This is a genomic window from Burkholderia sp. D-99, from assembly GCF_011605345.1.
GTDB lineage: Bacteria > Pseudomonadota > Gammaproteobacteria > Burkholderiales > Burkholderiaceae > Burkholderia.
Genome location: NZ_JAAOXM010000001.1, coordinates 244,588 through 257,432, shown reverse-complemented (window position 1 = coordinate 257,432; position 12,845 = coordinate 244,588). Strand labels below are relative to the sequence as shown.

Annotated in this window: 14 protein-coding genes; 11 read left to right on the top strand and 3 right to left on the bottom strand. The window is 66.9% G+C overall.

Translation table 11 applies throughout. The annotated features are described in order from the left end of the window. Positions 1–28: 28 nt before the first annotated feature. Positions 29–1,018, top strand: coding sequence for a sulfonate ABC transporter substrate-binding protein (locus HAV18_RS01140; protein WP_166951572.1), 990 nt, complete (start codon positions 29–31; stop codon positions 1,016–1,018). 185 nt (positions 1,019–1,203) lie between these two features. Here HAV18_RS01140 and HAV18_RS01135 read toward each other — a convergent pair whose 3' ends face one another. Beyond that, positions 1,204–2,133, bottom strand: coding sequence for a LysR family transcriptional regulator (locus HAV18_RS01135; RefSeq protein WP_166951569.1), 930 nt, complete (start codon positions 2,131–2,133; stop codon positions 1,204–1,206). 91 nt (positions 2,134–2,224) lie between these two features. On the opposite strand from HAV18_RS01135, the gene HAV18_RS01130 reads away from it, so the two are divergent. After that, positions 2,225–2,917 (top strand): NADPH-dependent F420 reductase, encoded by a 693-nt coding sequence (locus tag HAV18_RS01130; RefSeq protein WP_279573889.1) that lies wholly within the window; start codon positions 2,225–2,227, stop codon positions 2,915–2,917. A 392-nt stretch (positions 2,918–3,309) separates the two neighbouring features. On the opposite strand, the gene speB is transcribed toward HAV18_RS01130, so the two are convergent. Beyond that, positions 3,310–4,278 (bottom strand): agmatinase, encoded by a 969-nt coding sequence (speB, locus tag HAV18_RS01125; protein ID WP_166951566.1) that lies wholly within the window; start codon positions 4,276–4,278, stop codon positions 3,310–3,312. On the opposite strand from speB, the gene HAV18_RS01120 reads away from it, so the two are divergent. The 6 genes from HAV18_RS01120 to HAV18_RS01095 all read left to right on the top strand — a co-directional run bounded on the left by HAV18_RS01120 (position 4,277) and on the right by HAV18_RS01095 (position 10,012). Next, a complete protein-coding gene (locus HAV18_RS01120) occupies positions 4,277–4,618 on the top strand; it encodes a hypothetical protein (protein WP_166950850.1) in 342 nt (113 codons plus the stop codon). The genes speB and HAV18_RS01120 overlap by 2 nt on opposite strands. 108 nt (positions 4,619–4,726) lie before the next feature. Continuing rightward, positions 4,727–5,398, top strand: a complete 672-nt coding sequence (locus HAV18_RS01115; protein WP_166951563.1) for a lysoplasmalogenase — start codon at positions 4,727–4,729, stop codon at positions 5,396–5,398. Positions 5,399–5,644: 246 nt separating this feature from the next. Further along, positions 5,645–7,234, top strand: a complete 1,590-nt coding sequence (locus HAV18_RS01110) for an NAD(P)/FAD-dependent oxidoreductase (RefSeq protein WP_166951560.1) — start codon at positions 5,645–5,647, stop codon at positions 7,232–7,234. Between the two features lie 21 nt (positions 7,235–7,255). Next, the gene (locus HAV18_RS01105) at positions 7,256–8,194 is read left to right on the top strand and encodes an SDR family oxidoreductase (protein ID WP_166951557.1); all 939 of its coding nucleotides are present in this window, start codon (positions 7,256–7,258) and stop codon (positions 8,192–8,194) included. After that, the gene (locus HAV18_RS01100; protein WP_166951554.1) at positions 8,191–9,096 is read left to right on the top strand and encodes a metal-dependent hydrolase; all 906 of its coding nucleotides are present in this window, start codon (positions 8,191–8,193) and stop codon (positions 9,094–9,096) included. Before HAV18_RS01105 ends, HAV18_RS01100 begins: the two co-directional genes overlap by 4 nt. Positions 9,097–9,100: 4 nt before the next feature. Continuing rightward, positions 9,101–10,012 (top strand): alpha/beta fold hydrolase, encoded by a 912-nt coding sequence (locus HAV18_RS01095; protein ID WP_166951552.1) that lies wholly within the window; start codon positions 9,101–9,103, stop codon positions 10,010–10,012. Here the strand turns inward: HAV18_RS01095 and HAV18_RS01090 are convergent. After that, entirely contained in the window at positions 9,967–10,527 is a 561-nt protein-coding gene (locus tag HAV18_RS01090; RefSeq protein ID WP_166951549.1) for a putative glycolipid-binding domain-containing protein, read from the bottom strand. The two genes, HAV18_RS01095 and HAV18_RS01090, sit on opposite strands and share 46 nt — an antisense overlap. A gap of 256 nt (positions 10,528–10,783) precedes the next feature. Here HAV18_RS01090 and HAV18_RS01085 point away from each other — a divergent pair, with 256 nt between their 5' ends. The 3 genes from HAV18_RS01085 (at position 10,784) to HAV18_RS01075 (ending at position 12,679) form a co-directional block, all read left to right on the top strand. Beyond that, positions 10,784–11,677 (top strand): urea transporter, encoded by an 894-nt coding sequence (locus HAV18_RS01085; RefSeq protein ID WP_166951547.1) that lies wholly within the window; start codon positions 10,784–10,786, stop codon positions 11,675–11,677. After that, positions 11,652–12,428 carry a class II aldolase/adducin family protein gene (locus HAV18_RS01080; RefSeq protein ID WP_166951544.1) on the top strand — a complete coding sequence of 259 codons (777 nt, stop codon included), beginning with the start codon at positions 11,652–11,654 and terminating at the stop codon, positions 12,426–12,428. The genes HAV18_RS01085 and HAV18_RS01080 overlap by 26 nt, the downstream gene beginning before the upstream one ends. A gap of 62 nt (positions 12,429–12,490) precedes the next feature. Next, entirely contained in the window at positions 12,491–12,679 is a 189-nt protein-coding gene (locus tag HAV18_RS01075; protein ID WP_027789356.1) for a 4-oxalocrotonate tautomerase, read from the top strand. Positions 12,680–12,845: the final 166 nt, after the last annotated feature.

The following is a 12,845-nucleotide window of genomic DNA, read 5'->3' as shown; positions in this document are numbered from 1 at the left end:
CGAAGACGTTTCGCATGGAGTCCGTTCGATGATTGGTTTCACCCGCTGGATCACCCGCACCGCCGCCGTCGCGCTCGTTGCGCTCGTCACGCTGTCCGCCACGTCGGCCTTCGCGCAGGGCGACACCGGTAAGGTCGTGCGCATCGGCTATCAAAAGGCCGGCCTGCTGTCGATCATCAAGGCGCAAGGCTCGCTCGAAGCACGGCTCAAGCCGCTTGGCTACAACGTCCAGTGGTTCGAATTCCCGGCCGGCCCGCAACTGCTCGAAGCGCTGAACGCGAACAGCATCGACTTCGGCTATACGGGCGCACCGCCGCCGGTGTTCGCGCAGGCAGCGGGCGTGCGCTTCGTGTACGTCGGCGCGGAACCGCCGTCGCCGCACAACGAAGCCGTATTCGTGAAGGCCGATTCGCCGATCCGCTCGCTCGCCGAACTGCGCGGCAAGAAGGTCGCGCTGCAGAAAGGCTCGAGCGCGAACTACCTGCTGCTGGTGGCGCTGAAGAAGGCCGGCGTGCGCTACGACGAAATCCGCCCCGTGTACCTGCCGCCCGCCGACGCGCGCGCCGCGTTCGAAAGCGGCAATGTCGACGCGTGGGCCGTCTGGGATCCGTATTACGCGGCCGCGCAGCATTCGCTGAAGATCCGCACGTTGTCCGACTACACGGGCCTCACGCCGGCGAACAACTTCTACGAGGCGACACGGGACTTCGCGGAGCAGCATGGCGACGTGGTCGGCGCGATCCTGAAACAGGCGCGGGAGACGGGACTGTGGGTCAACGGGCATTCGGCCGAAACCGCCGCGCTGATCGCGCCGAAAGTCGGGCTGCCGCTTGCGCTCGTCGAGACGTGGATCAAGCGCGTGCCGTTCGGCGCGGTGCCAGTCGACGAGAAGATCGTCGCGGTTCAGCAGGGCGTTGCCGATGCGTTTTATGGGGCTAAGCTGATTCCGCAGAAGCTGAGCGTTGCTGATAATGCCTGGAGCGACAAGCGGGTGGCGACGGCGTTGGCGGCGAAGTAACGCGCGACGCAGCGCAGTGCGCACTCATTCGAGAAAGGCCGACGGGCACCCTGCCCGTCGGCCTTTTTTGGTTCGTCTGAAATGTTCGCGAAGCGCGGGCCGAACCGTCGACGTTCGGCCACGAGCAACCGTTCCCGGCCATCACGTTGCAGCAGTCGAGGCGCATCGACTTGCCGGCATTCGACTCATGCGGCACCTCCCGCAAACCTTTCGGCCAGCCGCTCCCGGTCGAATGCTTCGACAACGAAGTCGACAAACACGCGTGTTTTCGCCGGCAGCAGCGTTCGCGTCGCGTAATAGATCGAAATCGCGCCGGCGTCCACGTACCAGCGCGGCAGCAATCGAACGAGTTCCCCCCGTTCGATTGACGACAGTACGTCCGACACGGACAGCAGCGCGACGCCCAGCCCAAGCATTGCCGCTTCACGCATTGCCGCCGGGTCGTTGACCACGATGGTCTCGCCGAGCAGCGCTGGCATTTCAACGCCTGCCGGGCCGCGCATCGTCCGGTGACGCACGCGGCCGGTGCGGCTCGAACGCATCACGATGCCGCCGAGCGCCGCCAAATCTCCAGGATCGGTTGGCGGTGGGCGGCCAGCCATGTAGGCCGGAGACGCGACCGCCACGAGATGCGCAGGCGCCAGCGGGCGAGACACGACGCCCGGTGCGAGATCGAATCCGCCACCGAGCGCCGCGTCGTATCCCTCCGCAATCAGGTCGACCTGCCGGTTCTCGAAGTACCAATCCGGGCGAACCATCGGATAGCGAGCGAGAAACGCCGGCAGCAGCGGCATCACGTACGTCATGCCGAACGTCGGCGCCATGCTGACTTTCAGCGCGCCAGCCGGCTCGCTGCGATCGGTCGAGACGGACGCGATCGCGGCCTGCAGCGCATCCAGATTGCCGCCGATTTCCACGAGAAAACGCGCACCCGCCTCGGTCAGCGTGAGCTTGCGCGTCGAGCGCTGGAACAGCCGCACGCCGAGATTGCGTTCCAGCAGCGCAACGTTGCGACTGACCGCTGCGGGTGTCAGCGCAAGACGCCGCGCGGCCGCGGAGAAGCTGCCCGTTTCGGCGCTGCGCACGAACGATTCGAGGTTGGCGAGCGTTTCCATGCGTGAATCTTAAAGCATTGCTTGAAAATAATTCAAACAATTACCCACTAATCGTCAAGCAATAACGGCGGCAACATTCGCTCACCTGATCTTGGAGAGCGAACGTCAGCTGTTCCTCCCCTCGTCGACACAGGCATCGGCGTTATCACCTGATTCATCCACTTTCACCAGGAGCATCGTCATGAACACCATCGGTATCATCGGAGCAGGCGCCATCGGGTCCGCGTTCGCGAAAGCGCTGGCGGGCAAAGGCATCGAAGCCATCATCGCGAACAGCCGGGGCCCGGATTCGCTCGCGGATCTCGCACGCGAACTCGGCCCGTCAATCACGCCGGGAACCCGGGAGCAAGCGGCCGCGCAGGACATCGTCCTCGTCGCGGTGAACTGGGCGAAGCTGCCGTCCGCCCTCTCCGGGTTGCCGGATTTCGGCGGACGCATCGTGATCGACGCGAACAACCCGATCGAGGCGCCGCGGTTCGAACCCGCCGAATTGCATGGCCGAACGTCGAGCGCGGTATTCGCGGACCTCGTGCCGGGCGCACGCGTCGTGAAGGCGTTCAATCATCTGCCGGCGCACCTCCTTTCCGACGATCCACAGGCCGAGGGCGGACACCGCGTGCTGTTCTTCGCGGGAGACGACGAGCACGCGAAATCGGTTGTGGGCGGACTGATCGGGCGGCTCGGCTTCTTCGGCATCGACCTGGGTTTGCTCGAAGACGGAGGGCGCCTCGTGCAAATCCCGGGCGGCCCGTTGCCGGTGCTGAATCTCGTCAAATTCGGCTAGCCACCGAGGGGGGCGCCGCGCCTTTGCGCAAGATCCCGGGTGTTTTCTGCCGGCGGCCGCACGGGTGCGCAAACGGGCGCCCCTGTTCCGGCTTCGCGCAAGACTGCTACGGGTCGAGGCTGTGTGAAAACGCTGGCCGAATGCTCCATTCGAAAATTCGGCCCTTCAGATCGCACTGTATTGGCTTGGTAGCAACCTGGGAGGGGTGAGGCGGCCCCCCGAAACCGGCTGGTTTTGCGTTTCCACACAGCCTCGGTCGGAGAGCGCCAATCACGGTATTCCGCGAGTCGCTCTTTTACAGGCACCGCGGGAAGCCACGCAAAACGCATGAAAAAAGGCCGGCGGACAAATTACCCGCCGGCCTTTTGCATTGCATGACCACGCGCACCCGTTTACTTCAGGGCCCCCGCCACCTTCTTCTGCCGCCACAGGCACAGCAAATCGCAAGCGACATGCGCCGCGGCGATCGCGGTGATATCCGCGTGATCGTAAGCCGGTGCAACCTCGACCACATCCGCGCCGACCAGATTCACCGCCCCGAGCCCGCGCACGATCGCCAGCGCCTGCGCGGACGACAACCCGCCCGCGACCGGCGTCCCCGTGCCGGGCGCAAACGCCGGATCGAGGCAGTCGATGTCGAACGTCAGGTAAGCGGGCCGCGCACCGACGATCTCGACGATCCGCTCGACCGCCGCGCGCGGACCGTGGTCGTGCACCCACGCGGCATCGAGCCGCTCGATCCCGAGAAAGTCGTCGTTCCACGTGCGGATGCCGACCTGTACCGACGTCGCCGGGTCGATCAGCCCTTCCTTCACCGCCTTGTAGAACATCGTCCCGTGATTGAGGCTGTCCGGATCGTCGTCGGCCCACGTATCGCAGTGCGCGTCGAAATGAATCAGCGACAGCGGCTTGCCGTAGCGCTCCGCGTGCGCGACCAGCAGCGGATACGTGATGTAGTGATCGCCGCCGAGTGTCAGCATCTTCGCGCCCGAGCGCAGGATCGTGCGCGCATGCTCGACGATCGCGGGCTTGATCGACAGCGGGTTGTGCGCGTCGAACCAGCAATCGCCGTAGTCGACGGCCGCGAGATCGTCGAACGGGTTGAAACCCCACGGATACGGATGAAGCTCCGCGAGCTGCACGCTCGCCGCGCGAATCGCGGCCGGGCCGAGCCGCGCGCCGGAGCGATAGGTCGTTGCAAGGTCGAGCGGCACGCCGGAGATCGCGACGTCGACGCCGTCGAGCGCGCGCGAATAGTTGCGGCGCATGAAAGACAGCACGCCCGCATAGGTGTTTTCGATCGAGGAGCCGTACGGCGTCGTGCGACGGATCGCGCCGTCGCCGTGGAGAAGTTCGGTCATGGTCGGACCATTTTTTCGTGGGGGCCGGCCTTACCTCGCGCTGCGTCAGCGCAAGGAAGCACGGCATGGATTCATCGGGCACGCATCGGCTTGCGCATCCTGTCGCGCGGCCGAGCGGGACAACGACAACTGCAACTGCAACGACAACGGCAACGGCAACGGCAATGGCAACGGCAACGGCAATACCGCGGCGATCATAACAAGCCGAATTGATGTCGTTGCCCCGGTTCAGCCGGGGCAACGCATCGAAGAAACCGGGCGACGGAGTGCGCCCGACGGCGCCGGCTCGTCGCAGTCGCAGCGCAATCGCCTGCGCGTACCATCGTTGGCCGCGTCCTAGAAGGATTCGGCGGTTTTCCCACGTCCTTTCTTCCGGATAATGGCCGACAGCCGCGCCCACGACCGTGCGCCGTCCACCGCAGACAACAACAAACCGGAGACACCCGCCTTGATCGCCACGCTTCCCGCCACCTACCGCCGGCTCTGGCCGCTCGCCGTCGCCGCCGCGCTGCTGTACGGGCTCTCGCTCGCCGCCGCGCCCTATCCCGGCCAGGCCGCCGCGAAAGCCGCGATGGGGATCCTGCTGCTCGCGGCGGGCAGCACCTGCGGCGCGCCGCGCGAACGCGCGTGGCTGTGCGCGGCGCTCGTGACGGCCGTGCTCGGCGACGTGCTGCTCGCGCTGCCCGACTGGCCGCTGTCGTTCGTGCTGGGCCTCGGCGCGTTCCTGCTTACGCACCTGTGCTATTGCGCGATCTTCATGCGCTGGCGCGCACGGCCGCACGGCTGGCGCATCGTCGCGCTCGTCGGGCTGTGGATCGCCGCCCCTGCTTTCTACATAGCGTTCTTCCCGCACCTCGGCGAGCTGCTGGCACCCGTCGCCGTCTACATGCTCGTGCTGTGCGTGATGGCGAGCTTCGCGCTCGCCGCCCGCACGCGTGGCCCGCTGGTGGCCATCGGCAGCCTGATCTTCGTCGGCTCCGACACGCTGATCGGCGTCGGCCGGTTCCTCGGCGGCTTTCCGGGTATCGACTACCTGATCTGGGGCCTCTACGCGCTCGCACAGGTCACGATCGTGGCCGGGGTTTTCCATGAGACGGCCGCCCGAACGATCCGTCCCTGATACTGTTTCAAACAGACCGCCGCGCGCCGGCGGTCTCGTCTGCGCCCTCTCTCGCCCTGTCGACGGCCTTTTCCGCGCATCCCGCAATACGGAAACCGGCCCGTTCCAAACCCCGCTCAGCCTTTTCCCGTCTGGTTTCCGGCCCTTAGAGCGCCGCTTCTAGCCTCTTGCGGTTTCCGGGTTCACCCACTATCGTTACATCAAACAATGTAACATTCGAAAATGAGCCAAATCGGAGACACCCGGATGAATGCTCGCACGTTGCCTTTCGGTCCACCCGGCCACGACGGCCAGGACGAAACCATCGACATCGCCATCATCGGCACCGGCTTCGCCGGCATCGGCATGGCGATCCGCCTGCGGCAAACAGGCGTGACCGACTTCGTCGTCCTCGAGAAGGCCGCGTCGGTCGGCGGCACGTGGCGCGACAATCATTACCCCGGGTGTGCATGCGACGTGCAATCGCACGTCTATTCGTTCTCGTTCGCGCCGAACCCGCGCTGGACGCGCATGTTCGCGCCGCAGCCGGAGATCCGCGCCTATCTGGAAGACTGCGTGCAGCGCTTCGGCGTCGGCCCGCACCTGCGCCTGAACCACGAGCTGCAACGCGCCGAGTACGACGAGGCCGCGCAACGCTGGCGCCTCACGTTCGCGAACGGCAAGCGGCTGTCGGCACGCGTGCTGGTGTCCGGGATGGGCGGCCTGTCGCGCGCCGCGCTGCCGTCGATTCCCGGCGTCGAGACCTTCAAGGGCCGTGCGTTCCATTCGCAGCACTGGGATCATGACTATGCGCTCGAAGGCAAGCGCGTCGCGGTGATCGGCACAGGCGCGAGCGCCATCCAGTTCGTGCCGCAGATTGCACCGCGCGTGAAGGAACTCGCGCTGTTCCAGCGCACGCCGCCGTGGATCATGCCGAAGCCCGACCGCAACCTGACCGGGCTCGAGAAGTGGCTGTTCCGCACGCTGCCGTTCACGCAGAAGGCGGTGCGCAGCGGCATCTACTGGATGCTCGAATCGCGCGTGCTCGGCTTCGCGATTCATCCGTCGCTGATGAAGAACGTGCAGAAGCTCGCGCTGCGCCACATCCGCAAGCAGATTCCCGATCCGGAGCTGCGCAAGACCGTCACGCCGGACTACACGCTCGGCTGCAAGCGCGTGCTGATCTCGAACGACTACTATCCGGCGCTGTCGCGCAAGAACGTCGACGTGATCACGACCGGCATCGACCACATCGAAGCCGACGCGGTCGTGACGACCGACGGCAAGCGCCATGAAGTCGACTGCCTGATCTACGGCACCGGCTTCCAGGTGGCCGATCCGTTCCCGCGCGGCGCGATCGTCGGCCGCGGCGGGCTCGACATCGTCGACGCATGGCGCGACGGCGCGCATGCGTATCTCGGCTCGACGCTGCCCGGCTACCCGAACTTCTTCATGATCGTCGGCCCGAACACGGGCCTCGGCCACAACTCGATGGTGTTCATGATCGAGTCGCAGATCGAGTACATCCTCGGTGCGCTGAAGGCGATGCACCGCGAGCGCGCGGATGCGATCGAGGTGCGCCCGCTCGTCGAGGCGCAGTTCAACAGCGACCTGCAGGGCCGGCTCAAGAAGGCGATCTGGTCGACCGGCGGCTGCAAGAGCTGGTACCTCGATCCGCGCACGGGCAAGAACACGACGCTGTGGCCGGGCTTCACGTGGCGCTTCCGCCAGGCGACCGCGCACTTCTCGATCGCCGATTACCACGCGTATCGCGCGCCGCAACATGACACGGCCGCGCGGCCCGCCGCCGCGCCGGCCGCTGCCGCTTCCGCCTCCACTTCCGCCGAAGCGGCCTGAGCCAGACAAGGAGCAACCGACATGAGAGATTTCGCCAACAAGGTCGCCGCGATCACGGGTGCCGGCTCGGGCATGGGCCGCTCGCTCGCGATCCAGCTCGCGCAGGCTGGCTGCCAGGTATCGCTCGCCGACAAGAACGGCGTGGGCCTCGCGGAAACCGAACGGATCGTCCGCGCGATCGCGCCGAACGTGCGGGTATCGACGCGCGTGCTGGACGTCGGCGACCGCGATGCGATGTTCGCGTGGGCCGACGACACCGCGAAGGAACACGGCAAGGTCAACCTGATCTTCAACAACGCGGGCGTCGCGCTGTCGAGCACGATCGAAGGCATGGAATACAGCGATCTCGAGTGGATCGTGAACATCAATTTCTGGGGTGTCGTGCACGGCACGAAGGCATTCCTGCCGCACCTGAAGGCATCGGGCGACGGCCACGTGATCAACACGTCGAGCCTGTTCGGGATCTTCGCGCAACCGGGCATGAGCGGCTACAACGCGACCAAGTTCGCGGTGCGCGGCTTCACCGAATCGCTGCGCCAGGAACTCGACATGATGAAGTGCGGCGTGTCGGCGACCTGCGTGCATCCGGGCGGCATCCGCACGAACATCGCGCAGGCGAGCCGCGTATCGAAGAACATGGTCGGCTTCATGGTCGCGAGCGAGCAGCAAGGCCGCGACACGTTCGAGAAGTTCTTCATCACGACCGCCGACGATGCCGCGCGCACGATCCTCTCGGGCGTGCGCAAGAACAAGCGCCGCGTGCTGATCGGCCGCGACGCGAAGGCCGGCGACTGGATGGCGCGCGTGCTGCCGTCCGCGTACCAGGCGCTCGTCGTGCTCGCGACGCGCCGCGAGGCAGCGAAGGCTCGACGCGCAGCCCGCGGCACGCCGGCGCCGGCGCCCGCACCGCTGCACGCCACCTACAACAATGCAGGCAATCAGGGAGGAGAACAATCATGACGACCCCGAACATGATGCCCGTGCGACGCGACATCCGTTTCGCGCTGCCCCCCGAACGCGCGCGCGACTGGCACGTGCAGGGCGTGCCGGTCACGCACTTCATGAACGCGCTGTCGCTGCTGTTCCCGGCCGGCGAACGCTTCTTCATGGATTCGGTGCGCAACTACCGCGACCGGATCGAGGATCCCGAGCTGAAGAAACAGGTGCTCGGCTTCATCGGCCAGGAAGCGATGCATACGCGCGAGCACATCGAATACAACGACCTGCTGCAGTCGTCGGGCCTGCCCGCACACAAGCTCGACAAGCGCCTGTGGACGATCCTCGGCTGGTTCAAGAAGGCGCTGCCGCATTCGATGCAGCTCGCGATCACGATCGCGCTCGAGCACTACACGGCGATCCTCGCGAACCAGCTGCTGTCGGGCCACGAACACCGGATCGACGGCTCGGTCGAAGGCTACCAGCAGATGTGGATGTGGCATGCGATGGAGGAAACCGAGCACAAGGCCGTGTCGTACGACGTATGGACCACCGTGATGAAGCCGAGCCTCGGCAGCTACCTGCTGCGCACGGGCACGATGCTGACGACCACCGTGTTCTTCTGGACGATCGTGTTTGACTTCCACGTGCGCCTGATGCGCGCGCACCGTCGCGAACACGGCAAGTTCGGCGGCATGTGGCGCCTCGTGAAGTACCTGTACAGCCCGAAGCACGGCGTGTTCCCGAGCATCGCGCGCGAATGGCTCGACTACTTCCGCCCGGGCTTCCACCCGTGGGACCACGACAACCACCAGTACCTGCAGGGGCTCGACACGCTGCTCGAGAACATCGACGCGACCAACGCGCGCTACGCCGCGCAAGCCGCCCCGCGCCGCGTGCCGCTGCACCCGGTCCCGCAGGCATGACGCCATGGCGCGCGCCCACGAGATGCTGACCGTCCAGTCCGGCGACGTGAAACTCGCCGTCTACGTGAGCGGGTCGCGTCGCGCCCCGCCGCTGATCCTCGTGCACGGCTACCCCGATTCGGCGGCCGTGTGGGCGCCGATCCGCGCGCGGCTCGCGAAGCGCTACCGCGTGATCGCGTACGACGTGCGCGGCGCCGGCGCGTCCGATGCGCCGCGCCGCCGCGCCGACTACACGCTCGAGCGGCTCGCCGGCGACCTGAAAGCGGTGGCCGATGCGACCTGCGGCGGCCGGCCGTTCCATCTCGTCGGCCACGACTGGGGCTCGATCCAGTGCTGGGAAGCCGTCACTGATCCCGCGTTCCGCGGCCGGATCGCGTCGTACACGTCGATCTCGGGCCCGTGCCTCGATCACGTGTTCCGCGCGAAGATGCGGCTCAAGCAGAGCCTGAAGTCGTGGTACATCGCGTTCTTTCACCTGCCGGTCGTGCCGTCGCTGGTATGGCGGCTCGGCGGTGCGGCGCTGTGGCCGCGCTGGCTGCAGATCACCGAACGCGTGCGCGCCGAGCGCGACCCCGTGCAACTGAAGAACGCGCTGAACGGCCTGCAGCTTTACCGCGCGAACTTCCTTGCGCGGGCGCACAAGCCGCGCGAACGCTATGCACAGGCTCCGGTGCAGATCCTCGTGCCGGTGCGCGATCGTTATGTCACGCCCGAGATGTCGGTCGACCTCGACCGCTGGCTCGGCGACCACGTGCGCGAGGAAATCGATGGCACGCACTGGATCGTGCTGCGCCACCCGGACATGATCGCGTCGCGCATCGACCGCTTCGCGTCCGCGCAGGAGCGGCCGGCCGTCGCGAACGCGGTGGTTCAGCGGCCCGTCGGCGCCGGCAGGCGTCTGAACAGCGTCTCGTAGTCGATCACGAGCCCGTCGTCGTCGATGTCCATCTCGGCCGTGAAATTCCGGAAGATGCCTTCGTAGCGGTAACGCCGGCCCGGCTCGATGCACGCGTAAGCCTGCTTGACCAGCGTGACCTTCAGGTCCGGCGTCGAGACATACGCAACGTCGATCGGCCGCCGCTCGCCGCGCGCGAGCCCCAGGCGGCCGATCGGCAGCGAATTCGTGAACGGCGTCGCCGCGATGTCGATGTCGATGCAGCCGTCCAGTTCCGGCAGCGCACGGCCCGCGCCGTCGCGCCAATGGCCTTCGCCGTCGCCGCGCAGCTCGAGCGTGCCGCCACCCATCACCTTGAGCACCGCATACGTCACACGCCAGCGCGCGTCGCACTCGACGCGATACGCGAGCCCATACGCGCGGCCGTAACGCTGGCCGACCACCGCGCTTTCGACGACGATCCCGCCGCCGCTCTGGTCGAACGTCAGATGTTCGACCCCGTCGCCTTCAAGCGACGCCCATCGCACTTCACGCATCGTTTCGCCTCCCGATGCCCCCAATGCGGGGCACTGTCGCACGAATCCACCGACGAAAACGCCAGTGGATGCCCGAATTCGCCAACCACGGAGCGTTCGCCTCGGAAAACGCCAACGCGGCGCCCGTCAAGCATGGCCGACCGTCCGCATTCCCCATTTCGGGGCACCGCCGACAAATCCTGACTATCCAGAATTCCCTATTCCGGTGCATCGGATTGTGTCCTATGCTCGCGGCTCGTCCTGTTCCGCCGCCATCATGTCTACCGCCCGCTCCGCCTCGCCGTCGATCGACCTGCGCATTCTGCTGCGCGGCATCGGTCAGATCGTACTGCAGGCGAACGCGCTCACCGGCGCGCTGCTGCTCGCCGCGCTGGCGCTGACCGACCTGCGGCTCGCGTGCGCGGCGCTGCTCGGCTCGGCCGCCGCCAGCATGACCGCCGTGCTGACGGGCGCCGAGCGCCACGACGTCGAACAGGGGCTGCACGGCTTCAACGGCGCGCTCGCCGCGCTGATCGCGGTGCTGTTCGTGCCCGATTCGCTTGCCGCCGTCGCGCTGGCGCCGCTGGCCGCGATCGGTGCGGCACTCGTGCAGCGCGCGATGCGCACGCCGCTCGCCCGCTGGCGCCAGTGCCCGTATTCGAGCCCGTGCCTCGTCGTCACCGCGCTGTGGCTGCCGTTTGTCGCACTGCAACACGCAACCGATGCGACGACCGGTGCGACACTGACGCCTTCGTCCGTCACCGACGCGCTGCTGTCTGGCGTCGCGCAGACCACCTTCGCACAAGGCGCGTGGGCCGGCGCACTGATCGTCGTCGGCCTTGCCCTTGCATCGCGCCGCGCGGCCGCATTCGCGCTCGGCGGCGCGATCGTGTCGACCGTGCTGCTGGTCGCGCTCGGCGCGAACGGCGCGCTGTTCGCCGACGGCCTGCTCGGCTTCAACGGCGCGCTCGCCGCACTGGCGCTGATGCCGCGCGGCCCGCGCGCGGCACTTGCCGCCGCCGCACTCGCCGCGCTGATCCAGTGGCTCGCGATGCGCGCCGGCATCCCCGTGTTCACGGCCCCGTTCGCGCTTGCGTCGTGGGTGACCGTAGCCGTCGCGCGCCGCCTCACCTTCGGAGAACCCGATGTCGTCATTCGCACACCGTCCTGAAGCCGTGAAACCTGGCGGCCCGATCTCGGACGCCGAACGCCAAATGCGCGTCGATCTCGCCGCCGCCTACCGGCTCGTCGCGCTGAACGGCTGGGACGACCTGATCTACACGCACCTTTCCGCAACCGTGCCCGGCGAGCCCGGCCACTTCCTGATCAACCCGTTCGGCCTGACGTTCGACGAGGTCCGCGCATCGAACCTCGTGAAGATCGACCTCGCCGGCAACCGGATCGGCGACAGCGAGCACGCGGTCAACGTGACCGGCTTTGCGCTGCACGCGGCCGTGCATGCCGCACGTGCCGACGCCGTCTGCGTGATGCATCTGCACAATACGGCCGGCATCGCCGTATCGATCCAGCACGACGGGCTGCTGCCCGCGTCGCAGCACGCGCTGCGCTTTCACGGCGACCTCGCGTACCACGACTACGAGGCGCTCGCGTTCTCGCCGGCCGAAGGCACGCGGCTGACCGCGAGCCTCGGCGCGAAATCCGCGATGCTGCTGCGCAACCACGGCACACTGACGGTCGGCCGCACCGTGGCCGAAGCCTATGTGCTGATGGATACGCTGATCAAGGCGTGCGACATCCAGGTGCGCGCGCAGGCCGGCGGCGGGCCGCTCGTGCTGCCCGATCCGGCCGTGGCCGACCGCACCGCCGAACAGCTGCGCGACGGCGGCGCGATCGAAGGTGAGCTGGAATGGCCGGCGCTGCTGCGTCGGCTCGACCGGATCGATCCGTCGTATCGCGACTGACGCCGCATCCGCGTTGCATCCGCATTCAACCCAATCGTTCAATCCCAACCGGAGCACTTGTCATGCCGACTTTCAATATCCAGCTGTTCGAAGGCCGCACCGTCGAACAGAAGCGCGAATTCGTCGAAGCAATCACGCGCGTCACGTGCGAGACGCTCGGCTGCGAGCCGGGCTCGGTCGACATCATTCTCACCGACGTGAAGAAGGAGAACTGGGCGACGGCCGGGAAGCTGTGGAGCGACGAGCGCTGAGCGTCACAACCGGCGATGCCTGAACGCCCGCCTGCATCGCACTGATTCATCTCCTGCGGCGCCCGCCGGGCGGCACTGCAGGCGGCCTCCTCCTTCGCCTCCCGTTGTGCGCGTGCACATCGCTTTGTCACGCAATCGGTGCATATAATGCGCCTCAGACGCAGCA